This window comes from Kribbella sp. NPDC026611, from assembly GCF_040638345.1.
Classification (GTDB): Bacteria; Actinomycetota; Actinomycetes; order Propionibacteriales; family Kribbellaceae; genus Kribbella.
Map to the genome: position 1 here is coordinate 1 of NZ_JBEZYC010000006.1, position 25,729 is coordinate 25,729.

General features: G+C 68.6%; 22 protein-coding genes and 1 pseudogene. 21 read left to right on the forward strand and 2 right to left on the reverse strand.

Annotated elements, in window-relative coordinates:
- Nucleotides 1–433: pseudogene (locus tag AB0E69_RS24195) on the forward strand (hypothetical protein); the annotation flags it as partial.
- Between the two features lie 49 nt (nucleotides 434–482).
- On the opposite strand, the gene AB0E69_RS24200 reads toward AB0E69_RS24195, so the two are convergent.
- A complete protein-coding gene (locus AB0E69_RS24200; protein WP_360150105.1) occupies nucleotides 483–1,460 on the reverse strand; it encodes an NmrA/HSCARG family protein in 978 nt (325 codons plus the stop codon).
- Nucleotides 1,461–1,547: 87 nt separating this feature from the next.
- Between AB0E69_RS24200 and AB0E69_RS24205 the strand changes: the two genes are divergently transcribed.
- The 7 genes from AB0E69_RS24205 (at nucleotide 1,548) to AB0E69_RS24235 (ending at nucleotide 10,403) form a co-directional block, all read left to right on the forward strand.
- Entirely contained in the window at nucleotides 1,548–2,048 is a 501-nt protein-coding gene (locus AB0E69_RS24205; RefSeq protein ID WP_360150108.1) for a MarR family winged helix-turn-helix transcriptional regulator, read from the forward strand.
- Nucleotides 2,049–2,148: 100 nt separating this feature from the next.
- A complete protein-coding gene (locus tag AB0E69_RS24210; protein ID WP_360150111.1) occupies nucleotides 2,149–2,427 on the forward strand; it encodes a hypothetical protein in 279 nt (92 codons plus the stop codon).
- Nucleotides 2,424–3,332 (forward strand): FAD:protein FMN transferase, encoded by a 909-nt coding sequence (locus tag AB0E69_RS24215; protein ID WP_360150114.1) that lies wholly within the window; start codon nucleotides 2,424–2,426, stop codon nucleotides 3,330–3,332. Before AB0E69_RS24210 ends, AB0E69_RS24215 begins: the two co-directional genes overlap by 4 nt.
- On the forward strand, nucleotides 3,332–3,871 hold the full coding sequence (locus AB0E69_RS24220; protein WP_360150117.1) for a hypothetical protein: 540 nt from the start codon (nucleotides 3,332–3,334) through the stop codon (nucleotides 3,869–3,871). The genes AB0E69_RS24215 and AB0E69_RS24220 overlap by 1 nt, the downstream gene beginning before the upstream one ends.
- Nucleotides 3,868–5,064 (forward strand): NADH-ubiquinone oxidoreductase-F iron-sulfur binding region domain-containing protein, encoded by a 1,197-nt coding sequence (locus AB0E69_RS24225; RefSeq protein WP_360150120.1) that lies wholly within the window; start codon nucleotides 3,868–3,870, stop codon nucleotides 5,062–5,064. The genes AB0E69_RS24220 and AB0E69_RS24225 overlap by 4 nt, the downstream gene beginning before the upstream one ends.
- Nucleotides 5,061–5,267, forward strand: a complete 207-nt coding sequence (locus AB0E69_RS24230; protein WP_360150123.1) for a ferredoxin — start codon at nucleotides 5,061–5,063, stop codon at nucleotides 5,265–5,267. The genes AB0E69_RS24225 and AB0E69_RS24230 overlap by 4 nt, the downstream gene beginning before the upstream one ends.
- Nucleotides 5,268–5,540: 273 nt before the next feature.
- A complete protein-coding gene (locus AB0E69_RS24235; protein ID WP_360150126.1) occupies nucleotides 5,541–10,403 on the forward strand; it encodes an NAD-glutamate dehydrogenase in 4,863 nt (1,620 codons plus the stop codon).
- Nucleotides 10,404–10,447: 44 nt separating this feature from the next.
- Here the strand turns inward: AB0E69_RS24235 and AB0E69_RS24240 are convergent, their stop codons facing one another.
- On the reverse strand, nucleotides 10,448–11,185 hold the full coding sequence (locus AB0E69_RS24240; RefSeq protein WP_360150129.1) for a GntR family transcriptional regulator: 738 nt from the start codon (nucleotides 11,183–11,185) through the stop codon (nucleotides 10,448–10,450).
- 149 nt (nucleotides 11,186–11,334) lie between these two features.
- Between AB0E69_RS24240 and AB0E69_RS24245 the strand changes: the two genes are divergently transcribed.
- The 13 genes from AB0E69_RS24245 to AB0E69_RS24305 all read left to right on the forward strand — a co-directional run bounded on the left by AB0E69_RS24245 (nucleotide 11,335) and on the right by AB0E69_RS24305 (nucleotide 25,721).
- Nucleotides 11,335–12,333 carry a Gfo/Idh/MocA family oxidoreductase gene (locus tag AB0E69_RS24245; protein ID WP_360150132.1) on the forward strand — a complete coding sequence of 333 codons (999 nt, stop codon included), beginning with the start codon at nucleotides 11,335–11,337 and terminating at the stop codon, nucleotides 12,331–12,333.
- A 44-nt stretch (nucleotides 12,334–12,377) separates the two neighbouring features.
- Complete coding sequence (locus tag AB0E69_RS24250; RefSeq protein ID WP_360150135.1) at nucleotides 12,378–13,262, forward strand: sugar phosphate isomerase/epimerase; 885 nt, start codon at nucleotides 12,378–12,380, stop codon at nucleotides 13,260–13,262.
- Nucleotides 13,259–13,381 carry a hypothetical protein gene (locus AB0E69_RS24255; RefSeq protein ID WP_360150138.1) on the forward strand — a complete coding sequence of 41 codons (123 nt, stop codon included), beginning with the start codon at nucleotides 13,259–13,261 and terminating at the stop codon, nucleotides 13,379–13,381. Before AB0E69_RS24250 ends, AB0E69_RS24255 begins: the two co-directional genes overlap by 4 nt.
- Nucleotides 13,381–14,322, forward strand: coding sequence for a 5-dehydro-2-deoxygluconokinase (gene iolC, locus AB0E69_RS24260; RefSeq protein ID WP_360150141.1), 942 nt, complete (start codon nucleotides 13,381–13,383; stop codon nucleotides 14,320–14,322). The genes AB0E69_RS24255 and iolC overlap by 1 nt, the downstream gene beginning before the upstream one ends.
- A 1,232-nt stretch (nucleotides 14,323–15,554) precedes the next feature.
- Nucleotides 15,555–16,439 carry a deoxyribose-phosphate aldolase gene (locus AB0E69_RS24265; RefSeq protein WP_360151639.1) on the forward strand — a complete coding sequence of 295 codons (885 nt, stop codon included), beginning with the start codon at nucleotides 15,555–15,557 and terminating at the stop codon, nucleotides 16,437–16,439.
- The gene (iolB, locus tag AB0E69_RS24270; protein ID WP_360150144.1) at nucleotides 16,436–17,329 is read left to right on the forward strand and encodes a 5-deoxy-glucuronate isomerase; all 894 of its coding nucleotides are present in this window, start codon (nucleotides 16,436–16,438) and stop codon (nucleotides 17,327–17,329) included. The genes AB0E69_RS24265 and iolB overlap by 4 nt, the downstream gene beginning before the upstream one ends.
- Nucleotides 17,326–19,239, forward strand: coding sequence for a 3D-(3,5/4)-trihydroxycyclohexane-1,2-dione acylhydrolase (decyclizing) (gene iolD / locus AB0E69_RS24275; protein WP_360150147.1), 1,914 nt, complete (start codon nucleotides 17,326–17,328; stop codon nucleotides 19,237–19,239). Before iolB ends, iolD begins: the two co-directional genes overlap by 4 nt.
- The gene (locus tag AB0E69_RS24280) at nucleotides 19,239–20,123 is read left to right on the forward strand and encodes a TIM barrel protein (RefSeq protein ID WP_360150150.1); all 885 of its coding nucleotides are present in this window, start codon (nucleotides 19,239–19,241) and stop codon (nucleotides 20,121–20,123) included. The genes iolD and AB0E69_RS24280 overlap by 1 nt, the downstream gene beginning before the upstream one ends.
- A gap of 80 nt (nucleotides 20,124–20,203) precedes the next feature.
- Nucleotides 20,204–21,199, forward strand: coding sequence for a sugar ABC transporter substrate-binding protein (locus AB0E69_RS24285; RefSeq protein WP_360150153.1), 996 nt, complete (start codon nucleotides 20,204–20,206; stop codon nucleotides 21,197–21,199).
- Between the two features lie 8 nt (nucleotides 21,200–21,207).
- Nucleotides 21,208–22,254 (forward strand): ABC transporter permease, encoded by a 1,047-nt coding sequence (locus AB0E69_RS24290; protein ID WP_360150156.1) that lies wholly within the window; start codon nucleotides 21,208–21,210, stop codon nucleotides 22,252–22,254.
- A complete protein-coding gene (locus tag AB0E69_RS24295) occupies nucleotides 22,251–23,123 on the forward strand; it encodes an ATP-binding cassette domain-containing protein (RefSeq protein WP_360150159.1) in 873 nt (290 codons plus the stop codon). The genes AB0E69_RS24290 and AB0E69_RS24295 overlap by 4 nt, the downstream gene beginning before the upstream one ends.
- Nucleotides 23,120–24,184, forward strand: a complete 1,065-nt coding sequence (locus AB0E69_RS24300; protein ID WP_360150162.1) for a Gfo/Idh/MocA family oxidoreductase — start codon at nucleotides 23,120–23,122, stop codon at nucleotides 24,182–24,184. Before AB0E69_RS24295 ends, AB0E69_RS24300 begins: the two co-directional genes overlap by 4 nt.
- 34 nt (nucleotides 24,185–24,218) lie before the next feature.
- Nucleotides 24,219–25,721, forward strand: a complete 1,503-nt coding sequence (locus tag AB0E69_RS24305; RefSeq protein ID WP_360150165.1) for a CoA-acylating methylmalonate-semialdehyde dehydrogenase — start codon at nucleotides 24,219–24,221, stop codon at nucleotides 25,719–25,721.
- The last annotated feature ends 8 nt before the right edge of the window (nucleotides 25,722–25,729 follow it).

Sequence of the window (25,729 nt, forward strand, 5' to 3'; positions counted from 1 at the left end):
CGACGACCCGTCGACCTTCGCCCGGGTGGCGACCACGCTGCTGAAAGGACTCGAGCAACATCCATCGATCCGGCTCATCGTCATCGGCGGAACCGTGGAGATCAGCCCTGGCGTGGTCATGGCCGACCAGGCCCAGCAGATGCGTGCTGATCTGGAGAAGATCGGACTGCCGGGCGACTATATGGTCGCGGTCGAGGGACACCGGGCCGCGCTGAACACCTATCGCGTCTCCAACCGGCTCTGGACCTATCTCAGCCCGCCGGAGTATGCCTACCCCGGCGAACGCACAGGCCGCTTCCGGCTCGGTGGGGACCAACTGCTCACCGACTCGAACGGCCAGAGCCGCATCTCCTTCGAAGACCTCGCAGTCGCAGTGATCGACGAGGCCGAGCTGCCAACTCACACTCAACGGCGATTCACCGTCGCCTACTAGCAGTGGCGATCTCGGTGCTCAGGCCGCCCGCCGGGTGCAGCTGGAAGCCCTACTTTTGTGCGGCTTTCAGCTCCTCCGTGTGCTCACCGAGCCACGTTGCGAACGACTGCAGGTTCGGGTGCAGCTCGCGGACCTTGGCCAGGTCGCGGTCGCCGGTGAAGCGGGCGTTGTTTTCGGCGTAGTACTGGAACATGTTGGCCATTTCGACGGCGGTGGGGAAGCCGTAGGTGCGGAACTCGTCCCAGGTGGGGGGTTGGTAGGTGACGGGCTCGCCGAGGGCTTCGGTGAGGGCGGCGGCGTACTCGTCGCCGGTCAGGTGGTCGCCGGCGATGCTGACGGTTTCGCCGATCAGGTCGGGGTGCTTGAAGATCTCCAGGGCGGTGCGGCCGATGTCCTCGGAGGCGACGCCGGACAAGGGCTTGTCGGCCATCGGCATCGAGATCGTCAGCTTGCCGTCGGCGCCGCGGGTCGGGCCCATCGCGTTCAGGAACGCGTCGAAGTAGAATGTGGTCCGCAGGAACGTCGTCGGTACGCCGTACTTCGTGAACAGCTCGTCCGCCTCGCCCTTCGCGTCGAAGTGCGGGACCTTGTAGCGCCCGTCGTCCAGGCTCGGTACGTCGTCGCGCTCGCCGAAGAACTGCCGGGTGTCCTCGAGCGTCGACCAGATCACGTGCTTCACCCCGGCGTCGCGGGCGGCCTGCGCGGCGATGTCGGCCTGCGCCAGCTCCATCTCGGCGCGGGTCCGGGCGGCCTCCTCCTCGGGTGTCCGCTTGACCCAGTAGTCCGTCACGACGAACGCGCCGTACACGCCGTCGAACGCGGCTCGCACGCTGGCCTCGTCGTCGAGGTCGGCCGTGACCACCTCGGCGCCGGCCGCGGCCAGCTCCTTGGCCTTGGCCGAGTTCGCGTTCCGGGTCAGCGCCCGGACGGCGAACTCGCCGGACCGATCGGCCAGGATCGCGCGGACCAGGCCGCCACCCTGCGCCCCGGTCGCACCGACGACGGCGATCAGCTTCTTCTCACTCATAACAGAACTCCCGGAAGAGATTGAGTTGATGTGTCAACTCGTCCGAGAGTACTCCGTCGGGTTGATGTGTCAACCCGACCCGGTAGGATGGGTCTCGTGAGCAAGGAACCGTGGCTCGACGACGACGAGCAGAAGGCGTGGCGCAGCTATCTGCTGATGAACCGGACCCTGGAGACGCATCTCGAGCGGCACCTCCAGCGGGAGTTCGGCCTGTCCAAGTCGGACTTCGAGATCCTGGTCAACCTGTCCGAGTCGCAGTCCGGCCGGATGCGCGCCTTCGAGCTGAGTCGCGCGACGCAGTGGGAGAAGAGCCGGCTGTCGCACCACCTCAGCCGGATGGAGAAGCGCGGCCTGATCCGCAAGGAGTCCTGCGAGGCCCGCTACCCCGAGATCGCGATCACCGAGGAGGGTATGGCCGCGATCAAGGAATGCGCTCCGGCGCACGCGGCCCGGGTCCGCGAGTTCTTCGTGGACGTCTTCGGCCCCGACCGGCTGGCCGTCCTCGGCGAGGTCTCCGACGAGATCGTCGAAACCATCACCGCGCACTGCGACAACGACTGCCCACCCGAGGTCAGCGGTCAAAGCTGAACACCCCGTCCACTGTTCTCAGAGAGCTTTCAGGAAGACTTGACGGTCGCTTGATCTTCTCTTGGAGTGGGGCTTAGAGGGCTCGGGCGAGGGTGATTGCATGATCACCCCACAGGCATCCCAGTCACATCGGCGGAGCTGGTTGCGGCGCGCGTCGGCCGCCGCGATCGCGATCGCGACCGCGGTCCTCGGCCTCGGCGCCACCGGCATCTCGGTCGCGGTCGCGTCCAAGCACTCGAGCTCCGGTACGACGGCAACGTCGACCAGCTCGGACGACAACGGGTCCAGCAGCTCCAGCTCCAGCTCCGACGACGACTCGAGCGGCTTGGGTACGGCGGACTCCGGCTCGAGCTCGCAAGGCGGGAGCAACGGGTCATGAGTGCCTCCCGGACCTGGTCCGCCTGGAGCTGCACCGTCCGGTTGACCGTCGACGACCCCGCCGTACTGGGAGCAGCATGCGCCGAGCTCGAGGCGCTGATGGACCGCGTCGACAAGGCCGCCAGCCGCTTCCGTCCGGACTCCGAGCTGTCCCGGGTGAACGCTCGCCCCGGCGCGCTGATCCCGGTCTCCCGCCTGCTCGTCGACCTCGTCGACGTCAGCCTCGTCGCCGCACAGATGAGTGGCGGAGCGGTCGACCCGACCGTGGGCTCGGCGGTGATCGCCGCCGGCTACGACGCGGACATCGAAGAGGTACGGCGCCGCTTCCCGCAACCACCGGCTGAGCCGAAGCCGGTCGCCGGCTGGCAGCAGGTACGGCTCAACCGGAAGCTGGCGCTCCTCGGCGTACCCGAGCACGCTGCCCTCGACCTGGGCGCCACTGCTAAGGCCTGGACGGCGGACCGCGCCGCCAACGTGATCAGCAAGCGCTACGGCTGCGCAGTACTCGTCGAGATCGGCGGAGACCTCCGCGCTGCCGGCCAACCGGCCGAGCCGTGGGTCATCACGGTCGCGGAGCGCGCCGGCGAACCGGGTGTGAAGGTGACGCTCGCCCACGGCGGCCTGACCACCTCGACGCGGACGGTACGGCGCTGGCAGACCCCGACCGGCTACGCGCACCACGTGATCGACCCGCGCACCGGCCGCCCGGCCGAAGGCCCGTACCGCACCGCCTCCGTCTGGGCGCCCACCGCAGTACGCGCCAACACCTTCAGTACTGCGCTGGTCGCGACCGGCGAGGCTGCGCTCGGCCGGCTGAAGCTGGCTGGTCACCCGGCCCGGCTGATCGCCGACGACGGCGAGATCACCGAGTTGTCCGGCTGGCCAGCAGCAAGCAGGGCCGCCTGATGACGCTGTGGTACCTGGCCCGCGCCGCCGGCGTGGTCACGATGATCATGTTCACGGTCTCAGCAGCCCTGGGCATGGTCATGTCGCGTATCCGGCGGCCGGAGACTCGCTTCTGGCTGCAGTACGTCCACCGCTCGGCCGCAGTCACCGGCTTGATCCTCCTGGCCACCCACCTGGTCGCGGTGATCTCGGACAGCTACGTCAACATCGGTCTCTCGGTCCTGGCTTGGCCGTTCAGTTCTGGCTATAGGCCCTTCGCCATGGCCCTCGGTGCACTCGCCCTCTACAGCCTTGTACTAGCAGCAGTGGTCGGCGCAGCCCGCGGCCGTCTGGCCAGCTTTGAGACCTTCACCAAGTACTGGCGCAAGCTGCACATCGCGGCGTCGGTCGGCTGGCTCCTGTCCATCGGACACGCTCTGCTCGCCGGCACCGACCGCAGTACGCCGTGGATGCTCGCCATCACCGTCGCCTGTCTGACCGCCGTCGGAGCCGCCGGCGCGTACCGCCTGAACGCCGCGCCCGCTTGGAGGACCCAGTGAGAACCATCGAAGCCACCAGGGTGATCGGTGAGGCCAGAGTGCTCGCCGGCCTCGACCAGGGCCGCCTGGACCGCCAGCGTCACCTCTGGATCCACGGAGCGCCGCCCAGCCTGACCCGCGCGCAGTACACCGAGCTGGCCGAAGCCGTCGGTCTCCGAGGACGCGGTGGTGCCGCCTTCCCGGTCGCACTGAAGCTGAAGGACCTCCCGAACCGCGGTATCGAAGCAATAGTGGTCAACGGCTCGGAGAGCGAGCCGGTGAGCCGCAAGGACCGCCTGCTGCTTACCCAGTCGCCCCACCTCGTGCTGGATGGCGCGGTCGGTCTGGCTCACGCACTGGGAGCACCGCACGTGCTGCTCGCCATCCACGACGCCGCCGCGGCCACCTCGGTGCGCGAAGCGTTGATGGAACGCGACGACCGCTTGGCGGTCGAAGTGAGCGACACCCCGGGCCGGTTCGTCGCAGGGGAGGCCCGGGCCGTGCTCAGCGCGCTGGAGGGCGGTCCTGCCGTTCCACCTGGACGACGGGTGCTGCCGACGCGCAAGGGGTACCACCGGCGGCCGACGTTCCTGTCGAACGTGGAGACATTCGCGCAGCTCGCAGTACTCGCGCGGCTCGGGTCCCGCGGGTTCAGCAGCACCGGGCTGTCGAGCGAGCCGGGCACGCAGCTGCTCACGATCGACGGCGCCGTCCAGCGGCCAGGGGTGATCGAGACGCCGACCGGCGTACCTCTGGACACCGTGCTGCAGTTCGCGGGTGCGGAGCCCGGCCCGGTCCTGCTCGGTGGGTACCACGGCCGCTGGCTGCCGCAGACCGACGGGCTGACGCTCCAGCGACCGGAGGTGTCCGCTGGCATCGTCCTGGCGCTCGGCACCGACACCTGCCCGCTCGGCGAGGTTCAGCGGGTTGCCGAATGGCTGGCGAGTCAGTCGGCCGGCCAGTGCGGACCGTGTGTCTTTGGTCTCCCTTCCCTCGCCCACGACTTCGCCCGGATCGTCAGAGGGGAGCCGTCGGACGCCAAGCGGCACCTCATGCTCGTCTCCGGCCGAGGCGCCTGCGCCCACCCCGACGGTACGGCGCGGTTCCTGGCCTCGGCGCTCGCCGTCTTCGGTGACGACGTACGGCGGCACGCTGCTGGAGGCTGCGGCCGACCGGTTCTGGGCGTCCTTCCGCTACCTGGAGGTGCCTGGTGAACAAGGTGGAGATCGACTGGACCCGCTGCGACGGGCACGGCCTCTGCGCCACCCTGCTGCCCGACGACATCACCCTCGACGAGTGGGGTTTCCCGGTCCTCCGGGGCCGCGAAATCACCGGCCGTGAGCTACCGGATGCACGCCGCGCAGTCCTCGCCTGCCCAGCCCTGGCTCTCCGCCTCACCGATAAAGGACGTGTGTGATGGCTCCACGCCTACTGCGCGGCACTCGGCACGGCACCTCGCCGCACTGGAGCAAAGGCCACGATGAAACCACATCGAGGCCTTCACTCCAGCACGCCGAGGCACCGCACCGAGCACCTGCTCGCTACGGCGTGGAGCCACCACACACGTCCTAGTGACAGCCCCGTCCCGACACCACACCAGTGACAAAGGTGGACTAATCTCTGAGTGACCGCACAACGTCGTGCGGTCCGGCGGGAGCGACGCCGACGTCATGTGTGGAGACGGTGGGGAATGCAGAGCAAGCTGGACGTCCAGAAGGCCGATGTGCTGGCCAAGGCGGTGGCCGCGGGAACTCACGGGCACGACAAGTCGGTGGACCCGGACAAGCTGAAAACGTTCCTCGAGCAGTACTACCGGCACGTGGCCGCCGAGGACGTCGCCGAGCGTCAGCCGAGCGACTGCCTGGGCGCCGCGCGGCACCACTACAAGACCGCGATGTCCCGTCCGCAGGGGACGGCGAAGGTGCATGTCTTCACCCCGACCCTGCAGGAGCACGGCTGGTCGGCCGGCGGCCGGACCGTGATCGAGATCGTCATCGACGACATGCCGTTCCTGGTCGACAGCGCCTCGATGGCGATCACCGACCACAACCTCGAGCTCCAGCTGCTGATCCACCCGCAGTTCGTGGTCCGCCGCGACATGGCCGGCACCCTCCAGGAGGTCCTGGACGACAGCGCGGCCGCCGATGGGCACGACCTGGTCCGGGAGAGCTGGATGCACCTCGAGGTCGAGCGCATCCCCGACGTCGCCGAGCACCGCACCCTCGAGCAGGAGCTGCAGAAGGTCCTCAACGACGTCCGCGAGGCGGTCGAGGACTGGCCGAAGATGCACGAGAAGGCCGTCTCCATCGCCGCGAGCCTGGACGCCGCCAACCTCCCGGTCGGCGAGAGCGAGGTCGAGGAGGCCCGCGAGCTGCTGGAGTGGCTCGCCGACGAGCACTTCACCTTCCTCGGCTACCGCGAGTACGACTTCACCATGGAGGGCGAGCAGGGCATCCTGCGCGGCCGACCCGGGACCGGGCTGGGCATCCTCCGGCCGGACCCGAAGCCGGGTTCGGGCAAGCTGCCGCCGGAGGTGAGCGCGAAGGCGCAGGAGCGCAAGCTGCTCATCCTGACCAAGGCCAACTCCCGGTCCACCGTGCACCGGTCGACGTACCTCGACTACGTCGGCATCAAGCAGTTCGACGAGCAGGGCGAGCCGGTGCGCGAGTGCCGGTTCATCGGTCTGCTCTCGTCGACGGCGTACACCGAGAGCGTCATGCAGGTGCCTGTGCTGCGGCGCAAGGCGCTGGAGCTGTTCCGGCTGACCGGCTTCGACCCGAACAGCCACAGCGGCAAGGGCCTGCTCGACGTACTGGAGACGTACCCGCGCGACGAGCTGCTGCAGGCTCCGGTGGAGGACCTGCTGCCGATCGTGCAGTCCGTGCTGCACCTGCAGGAGCGGCGCGCGGTCAAGCTGTTCGTACGGCGTGACGTCTACAACCGGTACCTGTCCTGCCTGGTGTACCTGCCACGCGACCGCTACACGACCGCGGTCCGGCTGAAGATGCAGCAGATCCTCAAGGACGCCATCGGCGCCGAGTCGGTGACCTACGCGGCCTACGTGACCGAGTCCGTGCTCGCGCGCGTGCACTTCGTCGTCCGGATGAAGCAGGGCGAGACCGTCGGTGAGTACGACGCGGACCTGCTCGAGCAGCAGGTCATCGAGGCGACCCGCGCCTGGCAGGACGACTTCGCCGCGGCCCTGCACGCGCAAGGCGGCGACGTGGCGGTGACCAGGTTGGCGGCCCGGTACGGTCAGGCGTTCCCCGAGGCGTACAAGGAGGACTTCGACGCGCGCGTCGCGGTCAACGACGTCCACGTGCTCGAGAGCCTGCCGGCGGAGAACGGGCTTGCCATGTCGCTCTACAGCCCGCTCGACGAGGAGTGGGAGGGTGAGCGCCGGTTCAAGGTCTTCCGGACCGGGTCGCCGCTGTCGCTCTCGCAGGTGCTGCCGCACCTGTCGTCGATGGGCGTCGAGGTGATCGACGAGCGGCCGTACGAGATCCGCTGCGAGGACGGCGCGATGGCGTACATCTACGACTTCGGTCTGAAGGCGCCGGAGAACACCGACGAGCGCGAGGAGCTGCGCCGCCTGTTCTCCGAGACGTTCCGGGCGGTCTGGGAGGGCCGAGCCGAGTCCGACAAGCTCAACGCGCTGGTACTGCGGGGCAGCCTGAGCTGGCGGCAGGTGTCGATCCTGCGCGCGTACCAGCGTTACATCCGCCAGGGCGGGACGCCGTTCAGCCAGGACTACATCGAGAACACGTTCCTCAACCACGTCGACGTGGCCGGTCTGCTGGTCCAGCTCTTCGAGGCCAGCTTCGACCCGGCCCGCGGCTCGGCCGACGACCCGGACCGGACCGCGCAGTGCGACCTGCTGGAGAAGGAGATCCTGGCCGCGCTCGACACCGTGCAGAGCCTGGACGAGGACCGGATCCTGCGGTCGTACCTGACCGTGATGAAGGCGACGCTGCGGACGAACTACTTCCAGCCGGGTCCGGACGGGCAGCCGCGGTCGTACATCTCGCTCAAGCTCGAGCCGAAGGCGATCCCGGACCTGCCGCAGCCGCGGCCGGCGTACGAGATCTTCGTGTACTCGCCGCGGGTCGAGGGTGTGCACCTGCGGTTCGGCGCGGTCGCTCGTGGTGGGCTGCGCTGGTCGGACCGCCGGGAGGACTTCCGGACCGAGGTGCTCGGGCTGGTCAAGGCGCAGATGGTGAAGAACTCGGTGATCGTGCCGGTCGGCGCGAAGGGCGGGTTCTACGCCAAGCAGCTGCCGGACCCGTCGGTGGACCGGGACGCGTGGCTGGCCGAGGGCATCGCGTCGTACAAGACGTTCATCTCCGGGCTGCTGGACATCACCGACAACATCGTCGCCGGTGAGATCGTGCCGCCGCGTGACGTGGTGCGGTACGACGGTGACGATGCGTATCTCGTGGTCGCGGCGGACAAGGGGACGGCGACGTTCTCCGATATCGCGAACGGGGTCGCGAAAGAGTACGGCTTCTGGCTCGGCGACGCGTTCGCGTCCGGTGGCTCGGTCGGGTACGACCACAAGGCGATGGGCATCACCGCGCGTGGGGCGTGGGAGTCGGTGCGGCGGCACTTCCGGGAGATGGGCCACGACTGCCAGAGCGAGGACTTCACGGTCGTCGGCGTGGGTGACATGTCCGGTGACGTGTTCGGCAATGGGATGCTGCTCTCGGAGCACATCCGGCTGGTGGCCGCCTTCGACCACCGGCACATCTTCCTGGACCCGGAGCCGGACGCCGCCACCTCGTTCGTGGAGCGGAAGCGGCTGTTCGAGCTGCCGCGGTCGTCGTGGGCGGACTACGACGCGTCGCTGATCTCAGCCGGCGGCGGGATCTACCCGCGGACCGACAAGGCGATCCCGATCTCGGCCGAGGTCCGTTCCGCGCTCGGCATCGAGAGCACTACGCCGACGATGACGCCGGCCGAGCTGATGAACGCGATCCTCAAGGCGCCGGTCGACCTGTTCTGGAACGGCGGCATCGGCACCTACGTGAAGTCGACGAGCGAGTCGAACGGCGATGTCGGCGACAAGGCGAACGACGCGATCCGGGTCAACGGCAGCGAACTGCGCGCGCGTGCGGTCGGTGAGGGCGGCAACCTTGGCTTCACCCAGCTCGGCCGGATCGAGTACGCCGCGGCCGGTGGGCGGATCAACACCGACTTCATCGACAACGTGGCCGGGGTGGACACCTCGGACCACGAGGTCAACATCAAGATCCTGCTCGACAAGGTGGTCGCGGACGGCGACCTGACCGAGAAGCAGCGCAACGACATCATCGCGTCGATGACCGACGAGGTCGGGGCGCTGGTGCTGAAGAGCAACTACCGGCAGAACATCGCGCTGGCGAACGCGACCGCGCAGGCGCCGGCGCTGCTGCACGTCCACCAGGACTGGGTGCGGCGGCTAGAGAAGCAGCGCCTGCTCGACCGCGAGCTGGAGTTCCTGCCGAGTGTCAGCGAGTTCAAGCGGCGCAAGGCCGAGGGCCGGGGGCTGACCTCGCCGGAGCTGTCGGTGCTGATCGCGTACTCGAAGATCGTGATGGAAGCCGAGCTGCTGAAGACGACGCTGCCGGACGACTCGTTCCTGAAGCACAAGCTCGCTTCGTACTTCCCGAAGGCGATCCAGGAGCGGTTCCCGGACCAGGTGCAGAGCCACCAGTTGCGGCGGGAGATCATCACCACGCAGGTCGTGAACGAGTTCGTGAACACGTCCGGCATCACGGCGTTCCACCGGCTCTCGCTGGAGACCGGCGGGACGGTCGAGGACGTCGTCCGCGCGAACCTCGCGGCGTCGCGGATCTTCGCGCAGCCAGAGCTGCTGGCGCGGAACGCCGAGCTGGACAACATCGTGGACGCCGCGACGCAGACCGGGATGCGGCTGGAGACGCGCACGCTGGTCGAGCGGGCGACCCGCTGGCTGGTGTCGAACCGGCGGCCACCGGTCGACATCGCGGAGCTGATCGAGTTCTTCGGTCCTGGGATCGCGAAGCTCTCGACGGCGCTTCCGGAGGTACTGCGGGGTCGCGAGCTGGCGTTGTTCGAGCAGCGTCGGGAGGCGCTGGTCCGGAAGGGTGTCGCCGAGGACTTCGCGTCCCGGATCGCGGTGCTGCCGCCGGCCTATGCCGGGCTGGGGATCGTGGAGACCGCGTCCCGTGACGACATCGACATCCTCGAGGTAGCGAAGGTGCACTTCGCCCTGGGCGAGCGCCTGCAGCTGGGCGTCTTCCTGGAGCGCATCGTCGGCCTGCCACGCACGGACCGCTGGCAGACGATGGCCCGCGCAGCCCTCCGGGACGACCTCCACGCCGTCCACGCGCGGCTGACTCGCCAGGTCCTAGCCACGACCGACGCGACTGCCGACCCGGAGGAGCGCGTCATCGCCTGGCAGGACCAAAACGCGACGGCCCTGGCCCGAGCCGCCACCATGCTCGAGGAGATCGTGGAAACCGAGGGCCCGGAGCTCGCGCACCTCTCCGTAGGCCTGCGTCTGGTCCGCACTCTGATCGCCAACCAGGCCTGATCAGCCGAGGCAGCTGGGTGGCCTGGTCGGTCACCCAGCTCGGGTCAGCGTTCGGAGACGACTACGTCTACTGAGTACTGGTCGGCGCGGTAGCAGTGGTTGCCGTACTCGACGGGGGAGCCGTCGGCGGCGTAGGCGGAGCGGGTCATGGTGACGAGGGGCTCGGCCTTGGACATGTGGAGGGTACGGCGTTCTTCGGCAGTGGCGTTGCGGGCGCCTATGCGTTGGCGGGCGACCGTGGGGCGGATACCGCGAGCTCGTAGGACCGCGTAGAGGCCGTCTTTCGTCAGGGCTTCTGGGGTGAGGTCGTTGAGTGCCGGGGGCAACCAGTTGCGCATGATGGCCAGCGGTACGTCGTCGGCGTACCGCAGTCGGACGATCGACACAAGCGGGGTCCCCGGCGGCAGCTCCAGCACGGCTGCGGCTCGATCGTCCTGTGCTTCACAGTCGAGCGAGATCACCTCGGTCCGCGGCGTACGCCCTTCGCGCTCGAGGTCGTCGTACAGGCTCGTGAGCTCGGCCCGGCGATGCACCATCTGGTTCGCCACGGTGGTGCCGATGCCGCGGCGGCGTACCAGCAGGCCCTGGTTGACCAGCTCGGAGATCGCCCTCCGGACCGTCGGCCGGGACAGGCTGAGCCGGTCCGACATGCCGATCTCGTTCTCGAACGGGTCGCCGGGCCGCAGCCGCCCGTCCGTGATGGCGGCGGTCAGCTGCTCGGCCAGTTGGTGGTAGAGCGGCACCGGGCTGGTGCGATCGAGCTGGATCGGGACCGCGGTCATGGCGGGATGTTACAACGTGAGTGTATGTATGTCCCGACGTGAGAATGTGTTAACAAACTATTGACACCCCCGCAGGCGCCGGGAAAGCTGACGGTCAACCAGCGCGCCGCGATGCTGTGGCGCGCTCACGGTCGAGAGAGGCAGCGCGGATGCGGATCGGGTTGGTCGGGGTCGGGCGGATCGGCGCATTCCACGCCGCGACGCTGAAGGGTTTGCCGGCGGTGGATCAGGTGGTCGTCGCCGACGCGGACCCCGGGCGGGCCGAGGTGGTCGCGAAGGAGCTGGGGCTGGAGTACGCCGCGGACGTGCCGGCGCTGCTCGACTCCGGGGTCGACGGATTCGTGATCGCGGCGGCGACGTCCGCGCACGCCGGGCTGATCGAGGCAGGGCTGGCGGCCGGCGTACCGACGTTCTGCGAGAAGCCGGTCGCGCTCGACCTCGAGGAGACTTCGCGAGTGGTGGCCCTGGTCGAGGGTTCGACTGTCCCGGTACACATCGGCTTCCAACGACGGTTCGACGCCGGCTATCAGGCCGCGCGGGAAGCCGTTGCGACGGGTGAGCTCGGCTTCGTGCACCACGTGCGGGCGAACACGAACGACGCGTTCCCGCCGCATCAGTCGTACATCCCGCAGAGCGGCGGCTTCTTCCGCGACTGCACGGTCCACGACTTCGACATCATCCGGTACGTAACTGGCCGCGAGGTCGTCAGCGTGTACGCCGCCGGCGCGAACCGCGGCGAGGCGTTCTTCGGCGAGTACGGCGACGTCGACTCCGCGGCCGCGCTGCTGACGCTCGACGACAGCACGTTCGTGGCCGTCAGCGGGACGCGGTACAACGGCGCGGGCCACGACGTACGGATGGAGCTGCACGGCAGCCTCGGCTCGATCGCCGTCGGGCTCGACTCGCACACTGCGCTGCGATCGGCCGAGCCCGGGGTCGCGTTTCCGGACGGGCAGCCGCACATGACGTTCATGGACCGCTTCCAGCCGGCGTACGTGGCCGAGCTGACCGCGTTCACCGAGGTGGTCGCGGGAACGCGCGAGGTGCCGTGCACCGTGCGGGACGCGCTGGCCGCCTTCCGGATCGCGGAGGCTTGTGAGCTGTCGCGGCACGAGAACCGGCTGGTCACGCTGGACGAGATCGCCTGACGTTGTTGTCTTTCTGTGCTGAGGAGAGCTGAGGAGACTGTCTGATGACTGAGCTTGTGCACCGGATCGCCGGCGCGCCGATCTCGTGGGGAGTCTGCGAGGTCCCGGGGTGGGGCTACCAGTACGACGCCGAGACGGTCCTTGCCGAGATGCGCGCCGTCGGGCTGGCCGCGACCGAGTTCGGACCGGACGGGTTCCTGCCGGACGACCCGGCGGACAAGGCCAAAACCCTTGCCGACGTGGGCCTTCGGGCCGTCGGCGGCTTCATCCCGGTCGTCCTGCACGACCCGTCGCACGATCCTGGGCCTGAGGTCGCTTCGGCTCTCGAGGGTTTCGTCGCCGCCGGCGCGACGACGCTCGTACTCGCGGCCGCGACCGGCCAGAACGGGTACGACGACCGCCCGGTGCTCGACGAATCCGGGTGGGCCACGCTCCTGGGCAACCTCGACAAGCTCGCCTCGCTGGCGGCCGCCCGCGGGATCCTTGCGACCGTCCACCCGCACGTCGGCACGATGGTCGAGAACGCTGCCGACGTGGACCGGGTGCTGTCTGGCTCGAGCATCGGGCTCACCCTCGACACCGGCCACCTGCTGATCGGCGGCGTCGACCCGGTCGCGCTGACGGTCGCGCACACCTCGCGCATCCGCCACACGCACCTGAAGGACGTCGACGCCTCGTGGGCTCGCCGGGTGCAGAGCGGGGAGGTGACGTACACCGACGCCGTGCGGGACGGGATGTACCGTCCGTTGGGCGGTGGCGACATCGACATCCGGACGATCGTGAGCACGCTGGAGCAGTCGGGCTATGACGGTTGGTACGTGCTGGAGCAGGACACCATCCTCCCGGACCGCCCGTCCGACGAGGGCCCGGTGGTCGACGTACGCGTCAGCATCGCTCACCTGCACGAGATAGCAAACTCCCTCCGATGAAGGTCTTTCAGTTCTCCGGCGTGGCCGGGGACGGACGGAGGATCGCGGGGACGAGTGCGAACCTCTGGTGTGCTTGCGTGGGGGTTGTTGGCTCGGTGCTGATGGATGAGGTGGACTGATGGTGGACGACGTACTGACGATCGGGCGGATCGGGGTGGACCTGTACCCGTTGCAGCTCGGGACGCACCTCGAGGACGTGACGTCGTTCGGGAAGTTCCTCGGCGGGAGCGCGACGAACGTGGCGGTCGCGGCGGCACGGCACGGACGGAAGTCGGCTGTCATCAGCCGCACCGGGAACGACCCGTTCGGAACGTTCATCCACCGCACGCTGGGTGAGCTCGGCGTCGACGACCGGTTCGTGTCTCCGGTGGACGGGCTGCCGACGCCGATCACGTTCTGCGAGATCTTCCCGCCGGACAACTTCCCCTTGTACTTCTACCGTTTCCCGAAGGCGCCCGACCTCGTCATCAACCCCGAAGAGCTCGACCTGGACGCGATCCGCGACGCGCGCATCTACTGGTCCACCGTCACCGGCCTGTCCGCCGAACCCTCCCGCTCCGCCCACTTCGCGGCCTGGGAAGCGCGCGGACGGAAGCCGATCACGGTGCTCGATCTGGACTACCGGCCGATGTTCTGGGCGGATCCGAGCGAGGCTCACGAGCAGGTCTCGCGGGCGTTGGAGTACTGCACGGTTGCTGTGGGCAACCGTGAGGAGTGCGAGGTGGCCGTCGGCGAGACCGATCCGGACAAGGCGGCGCAGGCGCTGCTCGACCGCGGACTCGACCTCGCCGTCGTGAAGCAGGGACCGCGCGGGACGCTTGCTCGCACGCGCGACGAGCGGGTGGAGGTGCCGCCGTTCCCGGTCGAGGTGGTCAACGGGCTTGGGGCTGGTGACGGCTTCGGTGGTGCTCTGTGCCACGGGCTCCTCTCCGGCTGGCCGCTGGAGAAGATCATCCGCTTCGCAAACACCGCCGGCGCAATCGTCGCCTCCCGCCTCGAATGCTCCACCGCCATGCCAACTACCGAAGAAGTCCTCTCCCAACTGGGAGGCCCCTCATGACCAGACGCACCCCCGACCCGTATCCCGAAGAAGCCCGCCCAATCCCCATCCACCGCCCCACCCCAGAAGAAACTGCTCGGCCCGGCCCGGCTGACTCGGCGGTAGTTGGCCGCCAAGCGGGCGCGGATGAGCCGACGGTGATTGCCCGGCAAGCCGGCGTGGACGACCCGAGGGTGGTTGCTCGGACGGCTGGTCCCGACGATGCCACGGAGGTTGCGTACCGGCCCGGGCCGGATGACTCGACGGTGATTGGTCGCCAAGCGGGCGCGGATGAGCCGACGGTGATTGCCCGGCAAGCCGGCGTGGACGACCCGCGGGTGATTGGTCGTCAGGTGGGTGCGGATGAGCCGACGGTTGTTGCGCGGTCGGCGGGGATTGGCGCAGGTGGGCATCTGAGGGGCGGCGCGGACGAGGTCCTTCAGGCGGGACCGAACGATGCCACGATCCTGCACGTACGTCCGAGCGATCCCACAGTCGCCGCCCACCGACAGGCTCCAGTCGAATCGGCTGGTACGGCGGTTGCGACGCACCAGCCCGTAGTCGGCCCGGACGAACCGACCGTGTTCGTACAGCAGGCAGGGTCTGCGGGCGCCGGTGGACAAGCACTCGTCGGCGCGGACGACCCAACCGGCGGCTACCCGGTCCTCGGTGCGGACGACATCGGCGCGGATGATCCGACGGGTGGCTATCCGGTGGTTGGTGCGGGTGGCCTCGGTGCGGATGAGCCTGCCGGCGACTACCCGGTGCGCGGTGCAGATGGCGTTGGTCCGGATGACCCGACCGGTGGCTACCCGGTGCCGGGTGCGGACGAGTCGGCGGGTCGTGGTGAGCTGGATGATGGTGGCGAGCCGACGGTTGAGTCGGCGCAGCAGGTGGGTGGTCGGACGCCGGACTCGGCTGATGGTCAGTCGACGGTGATCGCCGACCTGGACCTCCCCGCCGAACAGCCCGCAGCTGACCTGCAGACCCACGAGACCGAACAGGCCCGGCAGGCGCAGCAGACGTACCAGCCCGAGCGGGCAGAGCAGGCTGAGCAGGCATACGGCGGCCAGCAGGCGCAGCAGGTCGAGGCGGCGCAGGAGGTCCGGGAGGTCGCGGCGGTTCGGCAGGGGGAGGGCCTACGGCAGGGCCAGCAGGGCGAGGTGGGTCGGCAGGGCGTGGGGGCTGGGTGGCAGGGGACGGGTGAGGGTGGGGAGTTGGGGTTTGGTGGGGTGGGGTGGGATGGGTTTTCGGTGCGGTTGGGGGAGTTGACTGAGGTTCGGGTTCGGCATCCGGAGCGGGTGGCTGAGGGGTGGTTGCAGCGGCGGACTCGGGCGTTGGTGGGGGATGATGGGCGGCTGTTGATCGTGGCTGCGGATCATCCGGCGCGGGGTGCGCTGGGGGTGCGGGGTGATCGGATGGCTATGGGGCGGCGGTCGGAGCTGATTGCTCGGCTGGTGATCGCCTTGCAGCGGCCGGGTGTGGACGGCGTGCTGGCTACTCCGGATGTGCTGGAAGACCTCCTGTTGCTGGGAGCGTTGGAAGGCAAAGTCGTCATCGGTTCGATGAACCGCGGCGGCCTCCAAGGGGCTGCGTTCGAGTTGGATGATCGGTTCACCGCCTACCGGTCCGCGGACGAGATCGCCGCGCGCCGGCTCGACGGCGGGAAGATGCTGACCAGGATCGACCTCGGCGATCCAGGCACCGTCGTGACCCTGGAGAGCGCCGCCGCAGCCGTGACCGGGCTCGCCGAGCACAAGCTGATGGCGATGGTCGAACCGTTCTGGTCGACGCGCACCGAGGACGGGCGGGTCACCAACCTGCTCGATCCTGACTCGGTGATCAAGTCCATCCACGTCGCCTCCGGGCTCGGCGCGACCAGCGCTTACACCTGGCTCAAGCTGCCGGTCGTCGACGACCTGGAACGGGTGATGGAGGCAACGACCCTCCCGACCCTTCTGCTCGGCGGCGATCCGACGGTCGCGCCCGAGGCCACCTACGCCACGTGGGGCAAGGCGCTCACCATCCCCTCGGTCCGCGGCCTGGTCGTCGGTCGCGCGCTGCTCTTCCCACCGGACGGCGACGTCGCGTCGGCCGTCGACCACGCCGCCGCGCTCGTCCATGGAGGCACCGAATGACTGAATGGTTCCGTCCCGCTGGTACCGCGGCGCACGGCGGCTTCGAGGTGGCGGTCCGGCCAGGAGAGCAGGACTGGCACCACACGGGCTTGCTGGTGCGGACGCTTCGTCCGGGCCAGTCGATTGAGTTGGACACCGGTGCATGTGAGTACCTCGTGCTTCCGTTGAGTGGGTCTGCGGAGGTGATCGTCGACGGCGAGACGGTCCCGCTGGGCGGTCGTGCGGACGTCTTCGCCGGCCCGACCGACTTCGCGTACGTCCCGCGGAACACCACCGTCGCGGTCACCAGCGCAGGTGGAGCGCGCATCGCGTTTCCGCATGCGAAGGCGGACGGAGATTTCCTGTTCCGGCGGATCGGCGTCGAGAACGTGGAAACCGAGCTGCGCGGCGCCGGTGTCGCCTCCCGGCAGGTCCGGAACTTCGGTACGCCGGGAGTCCTCGACGCCGACTCGATCATCGCCTGCGAGGTGCTCACCCCGGCCGGCAACTGGTCGTCGTACCCGCCGCACAAGCACGACGAGCACCGGCCGGGCAAGGAGAGTGTGCTCGAGGAGATCTACTACTTCGAGCTGCAGCTGTCCGACGACGTACCGGAAGGTGTCAAGGGCAACGATCCGATCGGGTACCAGCGGGTCTACGGGACCGAGGACCGGCCGATCGACGTACTCGCGGAGGTCCGCAGCGGCGATCTGGTCCTGGTACCGCACGGTTGGCATGGTCCGGCAATGGCGCCTCCTGGCTATGACATGTACTACCTGAACGTGATGGCCGGCCCGGGCAGCGAACGTCAGTGGCTGATCACCGACGATCCACAGCACGCGTGGGTCCGGGAACTCTGGCAAACCCAGCAGATCGACTCTCGCCTACCTTTCGGAGGGGAAGACTCATGACGGTGCGTCTCACGGTCGCGCAGGCCCTGGTGCGATTCCTGAGCGTCCAGTACTCCGAACGCGACGGCCAACGGCAGCGCCTGTTCGCCGGCTGCCTCGGCATCTTCGGTCACGGCAACGTCGCCGGTCTCGGACAGGCCCTGTTGCAGGCCGAGCTCGAGGACCCGGAGAAGCTGCCGTACATCCTGGCGCGCAACGAGCAGGCCATGGTGCACACCGCGGCCGCCTTCGCCCGCACCCGCGACCGGCTCCAGGCCTACGCCTGCACGGCAAGCGTCGGTCCGGGGTCGACCAACATGGTGACCGGCGCGGCGCTCGCGACGATCAATCGGCTACCGGTGCTGATCCTCCCTTCGGATGTGTTCGCTACCCGGGTGGCCACGCCGGTCCTGCAGGAGCTGGAGAGCTTCACCGCCGGCGACATCTCGGTGAACGACGCCTTCCGCCCGGTCTCGAAGTACTTCGACCGGGTCTGGCGGCCCGAGCAGTTGCCGTCGGCACTCATGAACGCGATGCGGGTGCTGACCGACCCGGTCGAGACCGGTGCGGTCACCCTGGCCCTGCCGCAGGACGTGCAGGCCGAAGCCTACGACTGGCCGGACGAGCTCTTCACTGAGCGCACCTGGTACGTCGCACGACCCTTGCCCGAGGCATCAATTGTCGAGAAGGCGGCAGAGCTGCTACGGTCCGCGCACCGCCCGTTGATCGTCGCGGGCGGCGGCGTCCACTACTCCGCCGCCGAGGAAGCGCTGCGCGAGTTCGCCGAGCGCACCGGCATCCCGGTCGCGGAAACCCAAGCAGGTAAGGGATCGCTCCGCTACGACCACCCGCAGTCGGTGGGCGCGGTCGGCTCGACCGGGACCACGGCAGCCAACGCTCTGGCCCGGGACGCCGACGTCGTGATCGGTGTCGGGACGCGCTACAGCGACTTCACGACGGCGTCGCGGACCGCCTTCCAGAACAGCGAAGTACGGTTCCTCAACATCAACGTGGCGCGCTTCGACGGTGGTAAACATGCCGGCCTCCCGGTCGTCGCGGATGCACGGGAAGCCCTTGTTTCCTTGGGCTCCGCGCTCGGCGGTTGGTCTGTTGACGCCAAGTACACCGCCACGGCCACGGACCTCGCAAGGAACTGGGACGGAACTGTCCACGCAACTTACAGCCCTCCGGCCGAGGTGACGGCGAAGCTGGCCGACGGAGTGCTCACCCAGGGCCAGGTTCTCGGTGCCGTCAACGAATTGTCGGCGCCGTCTGATGTGGTGGTGTGTGCGGCCGGTTCGATGCCCGGCGACCTGCACAAACTCTGGCGGACCAGAGATCCGAAGGGATACCACGTCGAGTATGGCTACTCCTGCATGGGTTACGAGATCGCCGGCGGCCTCGGTGTCCGCCTCGGCGCGCCCGATCGCGACGTGTTCGTCCTGGTCGGCGACGGGTCGTACCTGATGATGTCCAGCGAGCTCGCGACCGCGGTCCAGGAGAACCTCAAGATCATCGTGGTTCTCGTCCAGAACCACGGCTTCGCGTCGATCGGTGCCCTGTCGGAGTCGCTCGGTTCGCAGCGCTTCGGGACGGCGTACCGCAAGCGCACCGGCGACGGGCGGCTCGACGGCGACTACCTCCCGGTCGACCTGGCGGCGAATGTGCGCAGCTTCGGCCTGGAGGTGATCGACGTCCGCAGCCGCGAAGAGCTGGAGAAGGCGATTCACACCGCGAAGGCGGCGACCGGTCCGATCGCGATCCACGTCACCACGGATCCGCTGATCGGCGGCCCGGACAGCGACTCGTGGTGGGACGTCCCGGTCAGCGAGGTCTCCGAGCTGCATTCCACCCAGTCCGCCGCGGCGTCCTACGAGGCGAGCAAGAAGGCTCAGCGCCCGTACCTGGCTCCCGCTGAGGGGGACCGCTGATGGGCAAGGTCAGCATCGGTACCGCGCCGGACTCGTGGGGAGTCTGGTTCGCCGACGACCCCAAGCAGACCCCCTGGACCCGGTTCCTCGACGAGGTCCAGACGGCCGGCTACACCAAGATCGAGCTCGGTCCGTACGGCTACTTGCCAACCGATCCGGTTCGGTTGAAGGACGAGCTGGATCAGCGCGGCCTCACGATGACTGCTGGCACGACGTTCGAACACGTGCATCGCCCCGGCGGGCTGGAGTCGACCTGGCAGGACGTCTTCGAGACGGCCGAGCTGACGGCCGCGATGGGCGCCAAGCACCTGGTTGTCATGCCTTCGATGTGGCGTGGCGAGATCGTCGAGGAGCGCTTCGACCACCAGGGGCAGGCTGAGCACGGTCGCGCGGTGACCGAGCTGGGTCGCCGGCTGGCGGAGGAGTTCGGGCTGCAGACGCAGTACCACCCGCACGCGGACGGGCACGTGGACACGCAGGACACCGTCGAGCGCTTCCTCGAGGAGACCGACAGCGCGTTCGTGAACCTGTGCCTCGACACCGGCCACATCAGCTACTGCCGCGGCGACAACCTCGAGCTGATCCGGAAGTACCCGGACCGGATCCGGTACGTGCACCTCAAACAGGTCGACCCGAAGATCCTCGACGAGGTCGAGGCGGAGGGCCTGAGCATGGACGAGGCGGTACGGCGAGGCGTGATGTGCGAGCCGCCGAACGGCGTACCCGATCTGCCGCCGGTGCTGGACGCGCTGGCCGGGCTCGACGTGGACCTGTTCGCGATCGTGGAGCAGGACATGTACCCGTGCCCACCCGACGTACCGCTGCCGATCGCGGAGCGGACTTTGGCCTATCTGAACTCGCACGGGGGTGGCGGATCGAGATGACGGCCACGGGAGTATGACACTCTCTGGTCCCACGCAACTCCGCGGAGTGGCCGCGGTTTCCCTGAAAGGCTGGTTGAGTCATGGTTCGGTGGCAGAGGAAGGTCGTGGCCGGTGCCACGGCGCTGGTGCTCGCCGCGGCACTGGCCGCGTGCAGCTCCTCCGGGGGCAAGCAGAAGGAGGAGAGCTCCAGCGGCAGCGGCGGGGGCGTCGCCGACACCCCGAAGATGAAGGTCGCCCTGATCACCCACTCGGGGCCTGGTGACACCTTCTGGGACATCGTCCGCCGCGGCGCCGAGGCGGCCGCGAAGAAGGACAACATCGAGCTGCAGTACTCCGCCGACCCGGACGGCGCCGCCCAGGCGAACCTGGTGCAGACTGCGATCGACTCCAAGGTCGACGGCATCGCGGTGACGCTGAACAAGCCCGACGCGGTGATCCCGAACGTGAAGAAGGCGATCGCGGCCGGGATCCCGGTGACCGTCCTCAACGGCGGCCTGGACCAGTGGAAGAGCAGTGGCGCGATCGGGTACTTCGGTCAGGACGAGCGGATCGCCGGCCAGGCGACCGGCGAGAAGCTGAAGCAGCTCGGCGCCAAGAAGGTCCTCTGCGTGATCCACGAGCAGGGCAACGTCAGCCTGGAGGCCCGCTGCCAGGGCATCAAGGACAAGTTCGGCAACGTCGAGAACGTGAACGTCAACGGTACCGACCAGCCGGGCACGCAGGCGACACTGACCTCGAAGCTGCAGCAGGACAAGACGGCAGACTACGTCGTCGCGCTGAACGCCGGGATCGCGCTGACCGCGGTGACGGCGGCCAAGGACGCCGGCTCCGCGGCCAAGGTCGGCAGCTTCGACATGAGCAAGGAGATGGCCAAGGCGGTCCAGGACGGCACCGTGCAGTTCGCCGTCGACCAGCAGCCGTACCTGCAGGGTTACCTGGCCGTCGACGCGCTCTGGCTCTACAAGAACAACGGCGACACCATTGGCGGTGGCGAGGCCACGCTGACCGGGCCTGCCTTCATCGACAAGTCCAACATCGCGGCAGTGCAGAAGTACGCCGAATCCGGAACGCGCTGAGGTAGACCATGGCATCGACCATCACCTCACCCGTCTCGGCGGACGACCGCGTCTCGGCCCGGTCCCTCGGTGCCCGGCTGCTCAGCCGGCCCGAGATCGGATCGCTGGTCGGCGCGGCCGTCATCCTGGTGTTCTTCCTGATCGCCGCGCCGCCGTTCCGCGACATCAACAACACCGGCACGATCCTGTACCAGGCCGCCCTGATCGGTGTGATGGCGGTGCCGGTCTCGCTGTTGATGATCGGCGGCGAGTTCGACCTCTCGGCCGGCGTCGCGGTGACGACGTCCGGCCTGACCGCCGGCCTGTTCGCCTACCAGTTCAGCCTCAACGTCTGGGCCGGCATCGTGGTCGCCCTGGTGTTCTCGCTGGCGATCGGGGCGTTCAACGGCTGGCTGCTGATGCGGACCGGCCTGCCCAGCTTCCTGGTGACGCTGGGCACGTTCTTCATCCTGCAGGGCCTCAACATCGCGGTCACCCGGCTCGCGTCCGGCGCCGTCGCGTCGAACTCGATCAGCGACATGGACGGGTTCTCCGGGGCGAAGGCGATCTTCGCCTCGGAGTTCAAGCTCGGCGGCGTGACGATCAAGATCATCGTCGTCTGGTGGATCGCGTTCGTCGCGCTCGCCGCGTGGGTGCTGCTCAAGACCCAGATCGGCAACTGGATCTTCGCGGTCGGCGGCGACGCGGCGGCGGCCCGCGCGGTCGGCGTACCGGTCCGGAAGGTGAAGATCGGGCTGTTCATGGCGGTCGGGTTCTTCGCCTGGTTCACCGGTATGCAGCTGCTGTTCGTGCAGAACGGTGTGGTCCAGTCCGGGGAAGGTGTCGGGAAGGAGTTCCTGTACATCATCGCCGCGGTCGTCGGCGGGTGCCTGCTCACCGGCGGTTACGGGTCCGTGGTCGGCGGGGCGGTCGGCGCGCTGATCTTCGGCATGGTCCAGCTGGGCGTCGTCTACGCCGGCTGGAACCCGGACTGGTTCAAGGCCTTCCTGGGCGCGATGTTGCTGCTGGCAACCATTGTCAACCTGGTCGTGAAGAAGCGGGCGGAGGCGCGATGACCACCACGGAGACGTTCGCCGACGAGGCGTCCGCGAGCCCGAACTCGCCGATCGTCCTGCTCGAGGACGTCGGCAAGAGCTACGGCAATGTCCAGGCGCTGCGCGGGGTGTCCCTGGCGGTGCGGCAGGGCGAGATCACCTGCGTGCTCGGCGACAACGGCGCGGGCAAGTCGACGCTGATCAAGATCATCGCCGGCTTACACGACTACACCGCGGGCAGGATGTCGGTGAACGGCGAGGAGCGGCACTTCGGCTCGCCGCGCGAGTCGCTCGACGCCGGTATCGCGACGGTCTACCAAGACCTCGCGCTCGCGCCGCTGATGTCGGTCTGGCGGAACTTCTTCCTCGGCAACGAGATCACCAAGGGACCGTTCCGGCAGCTGGACGCGGCGGCGATGAAGCGGATCGCGCAGGAGGAGCTGACCAAGATGGGGATCTCGATCCCCAACCTGGAGCAGCCGGTCGGGACGCTCTCGGGCGGTCAGCGGCAGTGCGTCGCGATCGCTCGGGCGATCCACTTCGGTGCGAAGGTGCTGATCCTCGACGAGCCGACCGCTGCCCTCGGCGTGAACCAGTCCGGCGTGGTGCTGAAGTACGTCGTGAAAGCGCGGGACGCCGGGATCGGGGTCATCTTCATCACCCACAACCCGCACCACGCGTATCTCGTCGGCAACCACTTCGTCGTACTGAAGCTCGGCCGGGTCGCACTGGATACGCACCGGGCCGACATCACGCTCGAGCAGCTGACGACGGAGATGGCCGGCGGCTCCGAGCTGGAGGCGTTGAGTCACGAGTTGAGGGGTGTCAACCCCGCGATGGTTGTCGACGCACCGGTGCAAGATGAGGTGGGGGAGAAGGAGGGGACGTGAGCGAGCTGCGGGTTGGGGTGGTCGGCGTCGGGATCATGGGCGCCGACCACGCGGAGCGGGTGGCCAGGCAGACGTCCGGGGCCCGGCTGGTGGCGGTGTCGGACCCGGACACGGCCCGAGCCGAGGCCCTGGCGGCTCGACTCTCCGGTACGGCGGGAGCCTCGGGCGCGGCGGGCTTCGGGGGTGCGCCGGGTAACGGACCGGTCCGGGTCATCAACGATCCGCTGGAGCTGATTGCGGCGGCGGACGTCGACGCGGTGATCCTGGCGTCGCCGGGCTTCGCGCACGCGGAACAGCTGTTCGCGTGTCTCGAGCACGGGAAGCCGGTGCTCTGCGAGAAGCCGCTGACCATGGACGCGGCGTCGGCGCTGCAGGTGGTCGAGGCCGAGCACAAGGTCGGCCGGCAGCTGATCCAGGTCGGGTTCATGCGCCGCTTCGACCCGGAGTACGCCGAGCTGAAGCAGCTGCTCGACTCCGGCGAGCTCGGGCGGACGCTGCTCCTGCACAACGTGCACCGCAACCAGTCCGCGCCACCGGGATTCCGCAGCGAGATGATCGTCCGGGACTCGATGGTGCACGAGGTCGACATCGCCCGCTGGCTGCTCGATGCGGAAATCACCCAGATCACTGTGCAGGCTCCGAAGCCGAGCAGCCTGGTCGACGACGGCGTACGGGATCCCCAGCTCGCGGTCTTCCAGTTGGCGAACGGGACGATGGCCGACGTGGAGGTGTTCGTGAACTTCCAGGTCGGGTACGAGGTCCGATGTGAGGCGGTCGCCGAGCGCGGCAGCGCGACCATCGGGCTGGGATCCGGCGTGTTCACCCGGGCCGACGGGCAGTGGGGTGGCGCGATGCCGGCGGACTTCCGGGTGCGGTTCGCCCGGGCGTACGACATCGAAGTACAGCGGTGGGTCGACGCCACGGTCCGTGGCGAGATCGACGGGCCGACCGCCTGGGACGGGTACGCCGCGGCGGCGGTTTGCGAAGCCGGTATCGAGTCGCTGACCAGCGGGCGGCCGGTGGACGTGACGCTCGCGGACAAGGACGAGGTCCTCGGATGACAGAACTGCAGGTCGAGGTAGTGAGGAAGGCATCGTGAGCACTGACATCAAGCGGATCACCCACCTGGTCGGCGGCGGGTCCTGGACCGGCGTCGCCGAGCGGACCAGCAAGGTCTACAACCCGGCGACCGGGCAGGTCACCGGCGAGCTCGACCTGGCCTCGGCCGCCACCGTCGACGAGGTCGTCAAGGTGGCTCACGACGCGTCGAAGGAGTGGGCCGGCACGTCGCTGACCAAGCGGACCCAGATTCTGTTCAAGTACCGCGAGCTGGTGAACCAGCACAAGGAAGAGATCGCCGCGATCATCACCGCCGAGCACGGCAAGGTGCTGTCCGACGCGGTCGGCGAGGTGACCCGCGGGCTCGAGGTGATCGAGTTCGCCTGCGGCATCCCGCATCTGCTCAAGGGCGGCTACAGCGAGGGCGTCTCGACCAACGTCGACGTGTACTCGATCCGCCAGCCGCTCGGCGTCAGCGCGGTGATCTCGCCGTTCAACTTCCCGGCCATGGTGCCGATGTGGTTCGTGCCGATCGCGGTTGCCTGCGGCAACAGTGTGGTGATCAAGCCGTCCGAGAAGGACCCGTCCGCGGCGAACGCGATGGCCGAGCTGTGGAAGGAAGCCGGGCTGCCGGACGGCGTCGTGAACGTCCTGCACGGCGACAAGGAGGCGGTCGACCGGCTGCTCGAACACCCCGACATCAAGTCGGTCTCGTTCGTCGGCTCGACGCCGATCGCGCGGTACGTGTACGAGCGCGGTACGGCGAACGGCAAGCGGGTGCAGGCGCTCGGCGGCGCGAAGAACCACATGATCGTCCTGCCGGACGCGGACCTCGACCTGGCCGCGGATGCGGCCGTCAACGCCGGCTTCGGGTCGGCGGGTGAGCGGTGCATGGCGATCTCCGCGCTGGTCGCGGTCGAGCCGGTCGCCGACGAGCTGATCGGCAAGATCAAGGACCGGATGGCGAAGCTCCGCACCGGCGACGGGACCCGTGGGTGCGACATGGGCCCGCTGGTCACGGGCCAGCACAGGGACAAGGTCGCCGGGTACGTCGAGGCCGGGGTTGAGGCGGGTGCCGAGCTGGTGGTCGACGGGCGGGCCGGGGAGTTCGACGGCGCGGACGACGGCTTCTGGCTGGGCCCGACGCTGTTCGACAAGGTCACGCCGGAGATGTCGATCTACACCGACGAGATCTTCGGCCCGGTGCTGTCGGTCGTGCGGACCACGTCGTACGACGCGGCGCTCGAGCTGGTGAACTCGAACCCGTACGGCAACGGGACGGCGATCTTCACCAACGACGGCGGCGCGGCGCGACGGTTCCAGAACGAGGTCGAGGTCGGCATGGTCGGGATCAACGTGCCGATCCCGGTGCCGATGGCGTACTACTCGTTCGGCGGCTGGAAGAATTCGCTGTTCGGCGACACCCACGCGCACGGTGCCGAGGGTGTGCACTTCTTCACCCGCGGCAAGGTCGTCACGTCCCGCTGGCTCGACCCGTCCCACGGCGGTATCAACCTGGGCTTCCCGACGCACGACTGAGCGAGCGA